Raw genomic sequence first — 14,090 nt, 5'->3', positions numbered from 1 at the left:
CACCCACCCACCATTGCCTGACCATGAATCTCTCCGACTTGCCATTGGCCGACACCACGCTGACCCGCGCCCAGCTCGATGCGCACTGGATGCCCTTCACCGGCAACCGCCAGTTCAAATCCGCGCCGCGCATGGTGGTCTCGGCTCAGGGCCGCCACTACCTCTCGGCTGACGGCCGCCAGGTCTTCGACGGCCTCTCGGGCCTGTGGACTTGCGGCCTGGGCCACGGCCGAGACGAGATCGTGCAGGCGATCGCGGCACAGGCTGCCACGCTCGACTACGCGCCGGCGTTCCAGTTCGGCCATCCGCTGTCGTTTCGTCTGGCCGAGCGCATCGTCCAGAAGATGCCGGCCGGCCTCGACCGGGTGTTCTTTGTCGGCTCCGGGTCGGAGGCGGCGGACACGGCGCTGAAGATGGCGCGTGCCTACTGGCGGCAGAAAGGCCAGCCGTCCAAGACGCGCCTCATCGGCCGTGCCAAGGGCTATCACGGCGTGAACTTCGGCGGCATCAGCGTGGGCGGCATCGCCGGCAACCGCAAGCTGTATGGCGAAGGCATCGCCGCGGACCACCTGCCCCACACGCTGCTGGCCGCCAACGCGTTCAGCCGCGGCCAGCCGGGGCAGGGTGCGCACCTGGCCGACGAACTGCTCGAACTCATCGCGCTGCATGACGCGTCGAACATCGCCGCCGTGATCGTGGAGCCGTTCGCCGGCTCCGCCGGTGTGATCGTGCCCCCGGTGGGATACCTCCAGAAACTGCGCCGCATCTGCGACGAGCATGGCATCCTCCTCATCTTCGACGAAGTCATCACAGGGTTCGGCCGTGCCGGTGCGTGGACGGGCGCGGAGGCGTTCGGCGTCAAGCCCGACATCCTCACCTTCGCGAAACAGGTTACCAACGGCGCCGTGCCGATGGGTGGCGTCGTGGCGACATCGGAAATCCACGACGTGTTCATGGCGGCGGGCGGCCCGGACTACGCGGTCGAATTCCCGCACGGCTACACCTACTCGGCCCATCCCCTGGCATGCGCGGCGGGCCTGGCGACACTGGAGCTGCTCGAGCGGGAGGATGCGCCACAGCGCGTGCGCGAGATCGCGCCGGTCTTCGAAGAGAAGGTGCATGCGCTGCGCACGGCGCGGCACGTGACCGACATCCGCAACTTCGGCCTTGCCGCGGGGATCACGATCGCGTCGGCGCCCGGCGAACCGGCGCGCAGGCCGTTCGAAGTCGCGCTGCGCATGTGGGAGCGAGGTTTCTATGTTCGCTGCGGCGGGGACACACTGCAGTTCGCGCCGCCGTTCGCGACGACGCCCGCGGAGATCGATTCGGTCGTCAATGCACTCGGCGAGGCGCTTGACGAGCAGGCTTGACCCGCTACTGTCCGGAGAGGAACTCTTACTCAGCGGCCAAGCTGTTGATGCAGATGAAAAGGTGGGCGAGTCTTCGGGAAATCTGTATCGACATGGCATGGCATGGCATGACATGGCAGGGCATGGCATGGCATGGCAGGGCGGGATCGGGGCGGCGGGGCACTCTGCGCTGCGAATGTCCCCCGTCGCGGCAAGCCGCTTCCTCCTCCTTTATTTCGCTGCGCAGAGCGCCCCACCACCCCGATCCGGGAAGGTTGTCGGTATTCGGCCGTTGCGCGCCAACTGGGTCCCCCATGGATGCCGGGTGGCCGATGCGGCGAAATAAAGGAGGAGGAAGGCCGGAGGCCGACGGGGGACATTCGCTGCATCGGCCACCCGGCGTCCATGGCTGCGCACACGGTCGCTGTGCAGCGCTTCGATGAGATCAGACTTCGGGCAGCAGTGGGTCAAGCCCGCAATGACAGCCTTCGAGGGCGCGATCAAGTCTTGTAGGAGTTCCCCCGCTCGCGCTCCAGCTTGCGAATGAGCCCAGGCCATTCCACGCGGCCGACTTCGAGGAAGCCGCCTCGGCCCAGCATCTTCCGTCCCTGCCCGCGGGTGTGGTCAATCGTGGCTTGGGACAGTTCGTTCAGTTCCACGCCGCCGGCCTGGCCGTCAATCTGGTACTTGCAGGCGGTGTCGAGCCGGTGCATCCAGCAGAACGCCTCGCCGACGCTGCGTCCCACTGTGAGAGCGCCGTGGTTGCGAAGAATCAGGACCCTGCCGTCCCCAAGGTCGCGAACGAGGCGGATGCGTTCGTCCTCGTCCAGCGCCGCGCCTTCGTAGTCGTGGTATCCGAGGAAGTCCAGCATCACGGCGGCCTTCTGGCTCAGCGGCCGCAGCCCCTGGGCCTGCATCGCCACCGCGTTGTTCGCGCGCGTGTGCGAATGCATGACGCAGACGATGTCGGACTTGGACATGTGCACCGCGCTGTGGATGATGAACCCCGCGGGATTCAGCAGGGACGGATCGCCTTCGATCACCTTGCCGTGCATGTCGACCTTGAGCAGGCTGGTCGCCGTCATCTCGTCGAACAGCACACCCAGCGGATTGACCAGGAAGTGATGCTGCGGTCCGGGAAGGATCACCGAGATGTGCGTGGATGCCATATCGGACATGCCGTACAGGTCGGTGAGTTGGAAGCAGGCGGCGAGGTCGCATCGGAGCTGCCATTCCTGCGAGGCCATTCCTTCGGGAGGGGTCGTGGCCATGTGGATGTGTCGTGTTTCGTCGTTCAATTGGATGCTCCAGCGGCGCGGGGACTTGCAGTGGCCAGCGCCTTCGACATCGCGGTCCAGCGCGCGAGGTCGGCTTTCACGAAGCCGAGCGTCTGCGCGGGGGGAGCGCTTTCCACCAGGAGGCCGATCTCGGCGAGGCTGGCCTTCAACTCCGGCGCGGCCAGCGCTTCATTCAATGCCGCGGCCAGGGTGGCGGTGATGTCGGCCGGGAGGCCGGCGGGAGCCAGCAATGCGAACCAGTTCGAAATCGCGAGTTCCGGCATGCCGAGTTCCTGCACCGTCGGCACTGCCGGCAGCATCGGCAGCCGGGAGCCCGAGGTCACGGCCAGTGCCTTCATCTTGCCCGCCTGTACGTTGGCCAGCGCAAGAGGCACGGTCACGGAGGTGATGCCAAGCTCGCCGCGCATGATGTCCGTCATCACTTCGGGCTGGCCGCGGTAAGGCACGTGCGTCAGGTTGATCTTCTGTTGTGCCTTGAACAGCTCCATGGTGAAGAAGGGGGTGGTCCCGACGCCGGCCGATCCGTAGTTGACCTGCCCCGGCCGGGCGCGGGCGTAGTCGACGAACTCGGCCAGGGTGCGCGCCGGCATGGCGTTGCCGGTCACGACGGCCTGCGGAATGGTCCCTATCATCCCGATCGCGCTGAACGCGGTCATCGGGTTCCACGGTGGTGGCCCTTCGGTGGAAGCCAGCATCGTCGTGGGGCCGCTGGCAAGCACGAGCGTGTAGCCGTCCGCCGGGGCGCGGGCCGCCGCCGCATAGCCGATGCTGCCGGCGGCACCGGTCTTGTTGTCGACAATAAAGTTCTGCTTGAAGCGATCGGAGAATCGCTGCGCCAGGCGCCGGGCGATGATGTCGACGATGCCCCCGGGAGGGAAGGCAACGACGACCGTGACGGGCCGATCCGGATAGGCTGCGTGCGCCGGCGCATTCGCGTTCGCAAGGAACGCAAGCGCGGCAAGGGACAGCAAGGCGGCAAGGCGATGACCGCGCGGCGCTGCAACGGTGTTTGGATGGACCATGGTGTCTCTCCTTGTTTGCCGAAGGGCCGGCAGGTCTTTCACTCTTCGCTCTTGAATCCGGATGCCGCGACGATGGGGCGCCAGAACGTGCGCTCGGCACGCAGCACCTTCGCCGCCGTTGCGCCGTCGAGGCCGGTCGGCTCGAGACCCACGCGCACGAGTTGCGCCTGGACGTGCGGTTGGCTGACGGCCGCGATGAGGGCGCGCTCAAGACGCTGGACCACCGCCGGTGGCGTGCCGGCGGGAACATAGGCGCCGTACCAGGCGTTCGCGTGGTCGAACCCATCGATCCCGGCTTCCTTCAGGGTGGGCACGTCGGGCAGCGCCCGATTCCGGCTCGTACCTGAGACTCCAAGGATGCGAACCCTGCCGGCGCGGTGCAGTTCCAGCTGGCTCGCCAACGCGTCGGTGCCGATCGGAACGTGGCCCCCGACGAGATCCGTCGCCAACGGCGCACCGCCCTTGTAGGAAACCGGATTCAGCGGCACGCCAATCGTCTTGGACATGGCGAGAATCGAGAAGTGCAGGAGGCCGCCGAGCGAAGTCAGCCCGACCCCGCCGCGGTCCGGGTGGGCGCGCACCCAGGCGACGTACTGGCCGATGTTCTGATACGGGCTGCTCGCGCCGGTCGAGACGACCGTCGGGACATCCACGAGATGCGCCACGGGAACGAAGTCGCGTTCGACGTCGTAGTCGAGCCGTTTGTAGGTCATCGGGAAAATGATGAACGGGGCGCTCGAAGCGAGCAGCACCGTCTTGCCGTCGGCAGGGGCGCGCTTCGCAAGATCGATGGAGATGCGGGTCGAGGCGCCAGGGCGGTTCTCGACCAGCACCGTCTCGCCCATTGTCGTGCGCAGCTGCTCCGCAACGGCGCGCGCCAGGGTATCCAGCGGTCCACCTGGCGGGAAACCGACGATCAGCTTCATCGGCGCCTTCGTGTCCGTCGCGCTCGCTGCCGGCGCCTGGGCCTGCAATGGCGTGTGTGCCAGGCCCAGCAAGACGGCAACCGCTGTGGCTGCCCGGACGATCTTCTTCGGTACGGTCTTCATGGCTCACCTCAAGTCAGGTCTATGGGAAAGAAGTGCTTGCGCCGCTTCCAGGCGCGCAGCGGCGTGCAGGAGGTCCGCTTCGCCCCGGAAGCGGCCGACCAGTTGAATGCCGATGGGAAGCCCGCCGGCGCCGAATCCGCAAGGCAGCGTCACGGCGGGATGGCCCGTCAGGTTGAACGGCATCGTCCAGGGGAACCAGTTCGCACGGACTTCGGGGAACTCTTGCCCGTCGATCTCGAGCGTGCCGAACAGGTCCTGGTCGATGGCAAGCGCGGTGCGCGACAGCGTAGGCATTGCCAGCAGGTCGTTCTCGCGCAGCAGCGACTGGACGTGCCGGAACAACCGCGTGCGGTCGAACATCGCCTGCTGGTAGTCGACGCCGCTCACGTGGGTTGCCAGTTCCAGTTGCTGGAGCAGGGAAGGGCTCATATCGCCGGGGCGCTCGCGTGCCATGGCGCTGAACCGGGTGAGCCAGACAGTGTGGTTGATGGTCCGCCACAGCGGCTCGATGTCGAAGTCCCCGGTGTCCGGCATTTCCGCGAGCTCCGCACCCAGATCGCGCAAATGGCCCAGCGCGGATTCGAATGCGGAGGCGACTTCCTGCGCGACGGGGCGGCCCTTGGGCGCCTTGGCATACAGGATGCGCTTGCCGCGCAGGTCACCTGTCGCACCCGCTGCCTTGGCGTAGTCGGGCACCGGTACGTCCATCGACCACGGATCCGAAGGATCGGCGCCGGCCAGCGCCTGCAGCATGAGCGCCGTGTCGGCGACGGTGCGCGTCATCGGCGTCACGTACGTGAGATTGCCGAAGGCATCGTCCACCTGGCTGTGCGGGACGACGCCCATGCTCTGCTTGAGACCGACCACGCCATTGCACGCCGCCGGAATGCGTGTCGAGCCGCCGCCATCGGTGGCGATGCCGATGGGCGCGATGCCGGCCGCCACGGCCACGGCGGCACCGCCGCTGGAGCCCCCGCTGGTGTGCGCGGCGCTCCAGGCGTTGCGCGTGCGGCCGAACAGCGGTGCGTCGGTCAGGCACTTCGCCCCGAACTCGGACGTGGTCGTTTTCCCGATGAGAATGGCGCCGTGGCGGCGCAGGCGCGCCACGGCTTCAGCGTCTTGCGAAGGGACGTTGTTCTTGTGGAAGAGGGACCCGAAGGTGGTTCGCACCCCGCACGTGTTGACCAGGTCCTTGCAGGTGTACGGAACGCCGTGCAGCAGCCCCAGCGGCTCTCCGCGCATCACAGCGCGTTCGGCGGCACGTGCTTCTTGCATGGCCTCTTCGCCGCAGATGGTGATGAAGCAGTTGAGCTCAGGCTGCAGCCGCTGCGCACGGCCCAGCACCGCTGCCGTCACTTCCACGGGGGACACATCGCGCCGCGCAATCCGTTCGCGCAGCACGGTGGCGGTCATCAGGCAAAGTTCATCGCTCATATGTGTCCGCAGATTGGCACGCGACGCCCTGGGCGTCCAATACTGGTTTACGACAAACCCATACGAGATTAGTATGGCCGGCATGGATCTGAAAAGCCTTCGCTATTTCGTCGCGGTGGCCGAAGCCCGCAGCGTCGGAAAGGCGGCATTGCGCTTGCACATGGCGCAGCCTCCGCTGTCCGTGCAGATACGCAACCTGGAAGCGCGCCTGGGCACCGCGCTGTTTCGCCGCGAGTCGGACGGCATGCAGCTGACCGAGGCGGGCAGGGCGCTGTTCTCTCGCGCGAAGGAGGCGCTTGCGCTCGCAGACGACGGATTCGAAGCGGCCAGGGCGGTGGCCGCAGGGCGGCGCGGCCGGCTGACCGTGGGCTACATGTTCGCGCTAGGCTACGCCGTGCTGCCTCGTCTGGTACCGGAGCTGCGGCGCACGCTTCCCGACGTCGAGCTGCAGTTCGTGGAGATGAGCGTGCACACGTATGAAAGCTTGATCAGTGATTTCAAGGTCACGGTCGGGCTGTGCATGCCGCCGCTGCTGCGCGAAGGAATCGTGTCGGCGCCGGTCGGCAACCAGCCGCTCGTGCTGGCCGTGCCCACCCGCGCCGCCGTGGCACGCCTCGCCGCGGTACCGATGGCGAAGCTGCAAGGGATCAAGCTCATCGGGTTGCCGAGCCTGAACACCGAGAACACGGCGGGTGCCTCACCCGTCGCGGCGCTGCTCAGGCGCAACCAGGTCAGCGTGCAGATCGTCCAGCGCGTCGAGACCGTTCATTCGGCCCTGGCCCTGGTGCTGGCCGGCGAAGGCTTTGCCATCGTGCCGGCCTGCGCGGCGGTCGGCAGTCCACCTGGCCTGGTGTTCCGGCCGCTCGAAGGCGAAAACGAAGGGATGGAAGTTGCGGTTTGCTGGCGGCGTGACCTGGACAGCCCACTGATCAAGCCGTTCGTCGCCGCCGTGCGCTCGGCGATGAAGTGACGTCCATGATGTTTTCCTCAGGCTCTCAGGTCGGGCCCTAGCCTGGGGTTAACCCAGGTATGAATTGGGCTGCCGCATAGTCCACATCGGCAGAAGTTGTTGGACGGCGGGGCGCCGAGCGTAAAAAATGCGGGCGTGACCAAAGCAACCGCCATCCAGGACAGAGTCGATGTCCCAACTTCCCCGCGCCCAACTTCTGCGCGCGGGATCACCAGCTTCGCGAAGTGGATCGAGCGCCTGTTCGGCCTCGTGTTTTGCGCCGTCGTTCTGTTGAACTTCGCCAGCGCGGCGCTGCGGTACGCGGGCGGACGGGCGCTGGTGGGGGCCGACGAGGTCCAGGTCTACCTGATGGTCTGGCTCATCTTCCTGGGGGCGGCCGTCGCCGGTGCTCGCCACATGCACCTGCGGATGGACGTGTTTGTGCAGAGGCTGGGTCCGCGGCTCGGCTGGTGGCGCGGGCTCCTCGAGGCCGTGCTCTCGCTCGCGGTCTGCGTTCTCATGACCTGGGTTTCCATCAACTTTGCCGGCGAGATGATGACCATGGGGCAGAGCAGCGACGGCGCCGGCATTCCGATGTGGCTGGTGCATGCCGCCCCGGCGGCGGGCTTCCTCGGCTTGGCGCTGGCCTCCGGCTGGGATTTGGTCCGATTGGGGCTCGACAGGCCCGCGGCAGGCGCGGCAAGCGAAAGCGGAGAAGCCCCATGACCGCCGTCACCCTGGCCTTCGTCCCCGTCGTGCTGCTCCTGGCCGGCGTGCCGATTTTCCTGGTGCTTCTCACGGCGTCGGCGGTGACGGTGCTGTTCGTGATGAACGTGCCGATCGCGGTGCTTCACCAGACGATGTTCGGCGCACTGGACAGCTTCGCATTGCTTTCCGTGCCGTTCTTCATCTTCGCGGGTGAGCTGATGGGCCGGGGCAGTGTGGCGGCGCGCATCGTCGACATCATGCGGGCGTCGACGGGACACCTCAAAGGCAGCCTGCCCCTGGCGACAGTGGGAACGTCGGCCGTGTTCGGGGCGATGTCGGGCGCGAGCGCCGCCACGGTCGCGACCGTCGGGCAACTGATGCTGCCGCCCTTGAAGGAGCGAGGCTATCCGGATGATTTCAGGGCGGGCCTGATCACCGCCGTCGGCGCCATCGACATCATCATTCCGCCGTCGGTGCCCTTGATCATCTATGCGGCCGCCGCGTCCGAGTCGGTGCCCAAGCTCTACGCGGCGGGCGTCGTTCCCGGGCTGCTCATTGCCGCCATCCTGGCTGTCTACGTGCTGTGGTACGCCAGGCGAAGGAATATCTCCGACGGACAGTCTTTCTCGCTGCGATTCCTGCTGGCTTCGTTCCGGCGTGGGCTCTGGGCCCTGGGCGCCCCCGTCATCATCCTGGGCGGAATCTACGGCGGCTTCGTGTCTCCTACCGAATCCGCGGCGCTGGCCTGCGTCTATGCGGCGTTCGTCACGCGATTCATCTACCGCGAGCTGAGCTGGGTCGACATCATCGACTGCGCCACACGAACCGTCACCCTGACAGCGCAGATCCTGCTGATCGTGGCCTGCGCCAATGTGTTCGGCTGGATATTGACCGTGCACCAGATTCCGTTGGCGCTGGTCGAGCTGGTGCAGGGATGGCAGCTGTCTCCGTGGACCATTCTTCTGGTCCTGAACATCGTGTTCCTGGTGGTGGGCTGCTTCATCGATCCGCTGTCGGCCATTCTGGTGCTCACGCCACTGCTCATGCCTCTGGTCAAGGCCGCGGGGATCGATCCGGTTCACTTCGGGATCGTGATCACCACGAACCTGGCCATAGGCATGTTCCATCCTCCGTTCGGGCTGAACATCTTCGTGACCCAGTCGTTGTTCAAGTTCCCGCTGCAGGTGATCTACAAGGGCATCGTTCCCTTCCTCTACCTGTACTTGCTGGCCCTGGCCCTGATCACGTACGTGCCCTGGCTGTCGATGGCACTGGTCCGATTGATCTATTGAACTACCGAGGAGACACAAAAATGAGTGCATTGCTTTCCCGTCGCGCCATGACCGGTGCCGTTGCCGCGGCATTGGCAGCGCCCCAGGTTCTTTTCGCGCAGCAGAACCCGATTGTCATGAAGGTGACCTCGGCCACCATCAACGACGTCATTCATCATTGGATGAAAACCTTCAAGGCCGCGGTCGAGGCCAGGAGCGCCGGCCGCATCAAGGTCGAACTTTATCCGGCGAGCCAGCTGGGCGCCATTCCCCGGATGGTGGAGGGCGCCGCGCTGGGCACCATCGAGTGCTTCGTCACCGCTTCCAGCTTTCTGACCAGCCTGGACGCCCGGTTCGAAGTGCTGGATGTCGCGGGATTGATAGCGGACACCGCCCATGCGCAGCGGATCTTCTCGGATCCGGAGGTCCGCCAGCAGCTGTTTGCAATGGGCGGCGGCAAGGGGCTGCAGAGCATCTCCGTCTTCATGCACAGTCCGCAGAACGTGGTTTCGCGGCGTCCCATCCGCACCATCGCGGATTTCTCAGGGCAGAAGATCCGGGTGCTGAGCACGCCCATGCAGATCGAGCCCTTGAAGAAGCTGGGCGCCACGCCCGTTCCCATGCCCTTGTCCGAAGTCATGCCGGCGCTCCAGAACGGAGCGATTGACGGCTTCATCGCGGCGAGCACCGTCTTTTCCGCGCTCAAGTTCTACGACGCTGCGAAGTACCAGACCGCGTTGTCGCAGTGGCCCGTCATCGTGGTCGCCGCTTGCAACAAGAACTGGCTGGCGAAACTGCCCGTCGATCTGCGTGCCGTCGTGACCGAGGAAGCTTCGCGCATCGAGGCGTCCACCAATGAATTTGGAGCCAAGGACATCCTGTCGGCTCAAGAGGTGTGGACGAAAAACGGTGGCCAGCTGGTGGCCATGAATGCCAGCGATGCGGCGTCTTTTTCCAAGACGGTCAACGAATCGGCCATGGCGATCCTGCGCGAAAAGCCCGCCCTGCTGGCGGAGTTCGAACGCTACGCCAAAGCCTGCCAGAAATACAAGGCTTAGCGCGAGGCATCGCGCCAGCCACCCACCCCACAGGAGTATCGAATGAACGGGAAAATTGGACTGGAAGAGCACTTCGCGATCGCGGAGACTCTTCAAGACTCGGCCGGCTTCGTGCCAGGCGACTACTGGAAGGAGCTCAGCAAACGGCTGACCGATATCCACGATGGCCGGCTGCGCGAGATGGATCAGAACGGCATGGAGATGATGATCCTCTCGCTCAACGCGCCGGCGGTACAGGCCATTCCTGAAACGGCCAAGGCGATCGAGATTGCGATCCGGGCCAACGACTACCTGGCGGAACAGGTCGCCAAACGCCCCGACCGCTTTCAGGCATTTGCCGCCTTGCCCATGCAAGACCCGGACGCCGCGACACGCGAACTCGAGCGCTGCATGAAGGAGTTGGGCTTCAAGGGCGCGCTGGTCAATGGCTTTTCCCAAGTGGGGACGCCGGAAAACGTCGTCTACTACGACGCGCCGCAGTACGCGGATTTCTGGGCCAGGTCCGAGGCGCTCGACGCGCCTTTCTATCTGCATCCGCGCAATCCCATCGCCTCCTGGGCCCAGATCTACGATGGTCACCCCTGGCTCATGGGGCCGACGTGGGCATTCGGGCAGGAAACCGCCGTGCACGCGTTGCGGCTCATGGCGAGCGGGCTGTTCGACCGCCACCCGAAGCTGCAGATCGTGTTGGGTCACATGGGCGAAGGGCTGCCGTACAGCATGTGGCGAATCGACAATCGCAACGCGTGGGTGAAGCTTCCGAAGGCCTATCCGGCCAAGAAGACCTTCGCGGAATACTTCCAGCAGAACTTCCACCTGACGACCTCCGGCAATTTCCGGACGCAGACCCTGATCGACGCCATGCTCGAAGTCGGCTCCGACCGGATCCTTTTCTCCACCGACTGGCCGTTCGAGAACGTCGACCACGCGTCCAACTGGTTCAACAGTGCCTCCATCAGCGAAGCGGACCGCGTGAAGATCGGCCGGACCAACGCGGTGAACCTGTTCAAGCTGGCGATCTGACGAAGCCACGATCGCTCGCGGCATCGCCGGGCAGTTCAGCGGGTGGGATAGACGTTTTCGTCTTCCAGCAGGGCGCGTTGGCTCCGCTCGAATGCCATGGCCACCACCTGGTACACCGACGGCTCGTGAAACAGGGAGAAGAAGCGGGTTCTCAGCCACTGATTGCCGCTGTCGAGCTGAAATCTCTCGTGCCACTGCTGGCGGATGGCAAACGGTGGCACCTCGAAAGGTGTGGGACACATCTTCAGGTCGGTGCGGGTCGACATCATCGCCTGCGCCAGGCGACTGGGCGCGGTGAGCAGCAGATTGGAAGAAGCGACTATCGCGGACAAGCCGAGGGAATGCGCCGCTGTCAGCACCACATTGCGCTGGCCGAGCACTCCGGCGCGATTCAAGGTGCTCTGCAGTTCGGTATCGGTGGCGCCGCTGGGACGGTAGGCGATGTGTTTGGCGGACATGTAGTCCTCGAACAGCATCTCGCCCGCCGCCAGCGGATTGCTGCGGCCCATCAGCACCACGAAGGTCTCGTCGAAGATCCTTTGCTCGTAGAACGTCTGGCCCATGGCTTTCCAGCTGCCCACGGCAAGATCGATCTGCCCGTGCATCATTCCCTGCCTTGCATCCGACATCGACGCGTCCACTGTTTCGAAGCGAACAGACGGCGCCTCTTTCTGGGCTGCCGCCAGCAGCTGCGGCATCATGACCAGTTGGCCGATGTCATTGATGGCGATCCGGAAGGTGCGATCGGAGGTTGACGGATCGAACTGGCGCCCTTGATCGATGGCCTGCGCGAACTTGCCCAGGCCTGCCTCGACTGCGCCGATGAGCCGTTCGGCCAGGGGCGTGGGAACCATCCCCTCGGCCGTCCTGACAAAAAGGGGATCGCCGAATCGCTCGCGCAAGCGCTTGAGTGCGCTGCTCGTGGCCGACTGCGTCATGCCGATTCGATCGCCGGCGAGCGTGACACTGCGAGTCGTGTAGACGGCCTGGAAGACAAGAAACAGGTTCAAGTCGACAGTGTTGATGTTCATCAAGGTCTCCTGATTTTTCGTTCGATTCAAGCCTGATGCGGAATCTTTTCCGCCACTTCCCAGACGGAACCCATTTGCCCGGAATGGAACAGCAGCGGTGTCGACTCGGAGTTCGTGAACGCGTCGACCCTGCCGACGAGGATGGTGTGGTCACCCTCCTGGTAGCGGGAATAGGACGAGCATTCGAAGGTGGCTGCGCTGTGGCGCAGCTTGGGGCAACCGCCTATGCCCAGGGTGAACGCGTCTTCGTATGCCGCGAACTTGTCGAGGGCGGGCTTGGCGAAGTGCGACGCCATTTCTTTCTGGTCGCTCGCCAGGATGCTGATGATGTAGCTGCGGCTGGTCAGGAACGCCTCGGCGCTGCGCGTGTCGTCGCGAATGCTCCACAGCACGAGGGGCGGGGTGAGGGAAACCGAGGCGAAGGAGTTGATGGTCATCCCCTCGCGTTTTCCGTCGGGCCCTACCGTGGTGACCAGGCAGACTCCCGTCGGGAATGAGCCCAAGGCACGGCGGAAGCGGCTGGCGTCCACGCTGAGCGGAACGTCTCCGGTGATGTAGCTCCAGGAATACATGGCGGCACCTCGGTGTTGCTCAGTATTGGCCTTTGGGCTCGAGCCCCAGCATGTGCTGTCCGACCATGGACGACACCGCGTCCCAGTTCAGGCTGATGTGCCTGGCAATGGCATTGGCGTCGCGCCACATGCGCTGGATAGGCTGATCCAGCGCAAGTCCTGCTCCGCCCACACTGGCGAAGAGCGCTTCCACCGCGCCATGCGACAGGCGCGCCGCGAATGCATGGTCGCGGCGATTGCGGATCCGCTTTTCGACGCTGATCACCTCCCCTTGGGCCGCGATCTGCTCCACCTCCGCGGTATCCCGGTACAGCAGCAGCCTGGCCGCGTCGACCGAGGCCGCGGCTTCCGCGAGGCGTGACTGCACGGGGAAGAACTGGCTGAGATGGTTGCCGCCGCCGGCGACCGCGCCGCGGGTCACCCGCGTCCCGCACAGGTCGACAAAGGCGTCGACTGCGCCCTGTGCGGTTCCAAGCAGGGGCGACACCAGGCAGACCGGCACGGCGGACAGGAACGGGATGCGATAGATGGGGTTCTTGTTGACTTCGCTGCCGGGCGGGGAATTGGAAGACGCCTCGGCGAATGTGAGACGCCTGTGTGCCGGAATGAACGTAGGCTTTTCGATGACCACCGTCTTGGAGCCGGTTCCGGCCTGGCCGGCCACATGCCAGTTGTCCTCGATGGACCAGTCCGAACGGGGCGCAAGCAGGAAGCCCGCGCTCGGGGGGCTCCCTTTTTCTTCGGCGGGGAAGTGGACCCCCAGCAAGGCCCACTGCGAGTTGTCCACGTTGGAAGCGAACTTCCATTGGCCGCTCACGAGGTATCCGCCGTCTACGCGTTGCGCGGTGGTCGCTGGAGCGTAAGAGCCGCAAAGGATGGCGCTGGGATTTGTGCCCCACACATCGTTTTGCGCCTGCTCGGGAAACGTTCCGAGCAGCCACTGGTGGATGGCTCCGAGGGAGCAGCCCCAGGCCGAGGACGTGCACCCTCTGCCGAGCTCGCTGATGACGTCGATGAAGGCGGTAAAGCCATATTCGTAGCCGCCGAACCGCGCCGGCTGCATCAGCTTGAAGAATCCCGCCGCGTGGAAGAGTTCGGTCACCTCACCCGAAACCCGCCGCGATTGCTCGGTGGCCTGCGCCTTCTCCCGCAGCACAGGCACAAGCTCTTGCGCGGCCCCGACGATTCTTTTCAGTGGCGCCGCCCCGTGCACCGGGCTGATACGGCCGGGCGCTTGTAGAGGGAGCGAATCTGCGTTTGCCAATGGGTTCATGTTGCCTCCAGGGTCTTCAAGAAACTTCTAAACGGAAGCGAATTAGAGAATAT

General features: G+C 65.1%; 13 protein-coding genes. 6 read left to right on the top strand and 7 right to left on the bottom strand.

Going from position 1 to position 14,090, the window contains the following annotated elements; genetic code table 11:
• The first annotated feature begins 23 nt into the window (after positions 1 to 23).
• Positions 24 to 1,370 (top strand): aspartate aminotransferase family protein, encoded by a 1,347-nt coding sequence (locus tag EEB15_RS09455; RefSeq protein ID WP_141509581.1) that lies wholly within the window; start codon positions 24 to 26, stop codon positions 1,368 to 1,370.
• A gap of 479 nt (positions 1,371 to 1,849) precedes the next feature.
• Here the strand turns inward: EEB15_RS09455 and EEB15_RS09450 are convergent, their stop codons facing one another.
• The 4 genes from EEB15_RS09450 to EEB15_RS09435 are packed head-to-tail and all read right to left on the bottom strand — an operon-like array spanning position 1,850 to position 6,152.
• Complete coding sequence (locus EEB15_RS09450) at positions 1,850 to 2,647, bottom strand: class II aldolase/adducin family protein (protein ID WP_233259422.1); 798 nt, start codon at positions 2,645 to 2,647, stop codon at positions 1,850 to 1,852.
• Entirely contained in the window at positions 2,644 to 3,669 is a 1,026-nt protein-coding gene (locus tag EEB15_RS09445) for a tripartite tricarboxylate transporter substrate-binding protein (protein WP_141509579.1), read from the bottom strand. The genes EEB15_RS09450 and EEB15_RS09445 overlap by 4 nt, the downstream gene beginning before the upstream one ends.
• Positions 3,670 to 3,707: 38 nt before the next feature.
• A complete protein-coding gene (locus EEB15_RS09440) occupies positions 3,708 to 4,718 on the bottom strand; it encodes a tripartite tricarboxylate transporter substrate-binding protein (RefSeq protein ID WP_141509578.1) in 1,011 nt (336 codons plus the stop codon).
• A gap of 3 nt (positions 4,719 to 4,721) precedes the next feature.
• Positions 4,722 to 6,152 carry an amidase gene (locus EEB15_RS09435; protein ID WP_141509577.1) on the bottom strand — a complete coding sequence of 477 codons (1,431 nt, stop codon included), beginning with the start codon at positions 6,150 to 6,152 and terminating at the stop codon, positions 4,722 to 4,724.
• Between the two features lie 82 nt (positions 6,153 to 6,234).
• Between EEB15_RS09435 and EEB15_RS09430 the strand changes: the two genes are divergently transcribed.
• From EEB15_RS09430 to EEB15_RS09410, 5 genes are all read left to right on the top strand, one after another.
• On the top strand, positions 6,235 to 7,122 hold the full coding sequence (locus EEB15_RS09430; protein ID WP_141509689.1) for a LysR family transcriptional regulator: 888 nt from the start codon (positions 6,235 to 6,237) through the stop codon (positions 7,120 to 7,122).
• A 135-nt stretch (positions 7,123 to 7,257) separates the two neighbouring features.
• The gene (locus EEB15_RS09425; RefSeq protein ID WP_158290052.1) at positions 7,258 to 7,827 is read left to right on the top strand and encodes a TRAP transporter small permease; all 570 of its coding nucleotides are present in this window, start codon (positions 7,258 to 7,260) and stop codon (positions 7,825 to 7,827) included.
• The gene (locus EEB15_RS09420; protein WP_141509575.1) at positions 7,824 to 9,101 is read left to right on the top strand and encodes a TRAP transporter large permease; all 1,278 of its coding nucleotides are present in this window, start codon (positions 7,824 to 7,826) and stop codon (positions 9,099 to 9,101) included. Before EEB15_RS09425 ends, EEB15_RS09420 begins: the two co-directional genes overlap by 4 nt.
• Before the next feature lie 20 nt (positions 9,102 to 9,121).
• On the top strand, positions 9,122 to 10,138 hold the full coding sequence (locus tag EEB15_RS09415; protein WP_141509574.1) for a TRAP transporter substrate-binding protein: 1,017 nt from the start codon (positions 9,122 to 9,124) through the stop codon (positions 10,136 to 10,138).
• A 42-nt stretch (positions 10,139 to 10,180) separates the two neighbouring features.
• Complete coding sequence (locus tag EEB15_RS09410; RefSeq protein ID WP_141509573.1) at positions 10,181 to 11,161, top strand: amidohydrolase family protein; 981 nt, start codon at positions 10,181 to 10,183, stop codon at positions 11,159 to 11,161.
• A gap of 35 nt (positions 11,162 to 11,196) precedes the next feature.
• Here EEB15_RS09410 and EEB15_RS09405 read toward each other — a convergent pair whose 3' ends face one another.
• From EEB15_RS09405 to EEB15_RS09395, 3 genes are read right to left on the bottom strand one after another with little or no spacing between them, the layout of a single operon-like run.
• Entirely contained in the window at positions 11,197 to 12,192 is a 996-nt protein-coding gene (locus tag EEB15_RS09405) for a LysR family transcriptional regulator (RefSeq protein ID WP_141509572.1), read from the bottom strand.
• Between the two features lie 26 nt (positions 12,193 to 12,218).
• Positions 12,219 to 12,764: a flavin reductase family protein gene (locus tag EEB15_RS09400; protein ID WP_141509571.1), complete on the bottom strand. Its 546-nt coding sequence runs from the start codon at positions 12,762 to 12,764 to the stop codon at positions 12,219 to 12,221.
• A gap of 19 nt (positions 12,765 to 12,783) precedes the next feature.
• Entirely contained in the window at positions 12,784 to 14,037 is a 1,254-nt protein-coding gene (locus EEB15_RS09395) for an acyl-CoA dehydrogenase family protein (protein ID WP_141509570.1), read from the bottom strand.
• Between the last annotated feature and the right edge of the window lie 53 nt (positions 14,038 to 14,090).

The sequence above is a fragment of the Ramlibacter sp. WS9 genome (genome assembly GCF_003797765.1).
Classification (GTDB): domain Bacteria; phylum Pseudomonadota; class Gammaproteobacteria; order Burkholderiales; family Burkholderiaceae_C; genus Ramlibacter.
This window is presented reverse-complemented; position numbering and strand designations above follow the sequence as displayed.

Excerpts from the sequence above, each read along its gene's own strand:
- EEB15_RS09455 (WP_141509581.1), top strand. The coding sequence starts at position 24 with ATGAATCTCTCCGACTTGCCATTGGCCGACACCACGCTGACCCGCGCC.
- EEB15_RS09445 (WP_141509579.1), bottom strand. The coding sequence starts at position 3,669 with ATGGTCCATCCAAACACCGTTGCAGCGCCGCGCGGTCATCGCCTTGCC.
- EEB15_RS09440 (WP_141509578.1), bottom strand. The coding sequence starts at position 4,718 with ATGAAGACCGTACCGAAGAAGATCGTCCGGGCAGCCACAGCGGTTGCC.
- EEB15_RS09435 (WP_141509577.1), bottom strand. The coding sequence starts at position 6,152 with ATGAGCGATGAACTTTGCCTGATGACCGCCACCGTGCTGCGCGAACGG.
- EEB15_RS09430 (WP_141509689.1), top strand. The coding sequence starts at position 6,235 with ATGGATCTGAAAAGCCTTCGCTATTTCGTCGCGGTGGCCGAAGCCCGC.
- EEB15_RS09420 (WP_141509575.1), top strand. The coding sequence starts at position 7,824 with ATGACCGCCGTCACCCTGGCCTTCGTCCCCGTCGTGCTGCTCCTGGCC.
- EEB15_RS09415 (WP_141509574.1), top strand. The coding sequence starts at position 9,122 with ATGAGTGCATTGCTTTCCCGTCGCGCCATGACCGGTGCCGTTGCCGCG.
- EEB15_RS09410 (WP_141509573.1), top strand. The coding sequence starts at position 10,181 with ATGAACGGGAAAATTGGACTGGAAGAGCACTTCGCGATCGCGGAGACT.
- EEB15_RS09405 (WP_141509572.1), bottom strand. The coding sequence starts at position 12,192 with ATGAACATCAACACTGTCGACTTGAACCTGTTTCTTGTCTTCCAGGCC.
- EEB15_RS09400 (WP_141509571.1), bottom strand. The coding sequence starts at position 12,764 with ATGTATTCCTGGAGCTACATCACCGGAGACGTTCCGCTCAGCGTGGAC.
- EEB15_RS09395 (WP_141509570.1), bottom strand. The coding sequence starts at position 14,037 with ATGAACCCATTGGCAAACGCAGATTCGCTCCCTCTACAAGCGCCCGGC.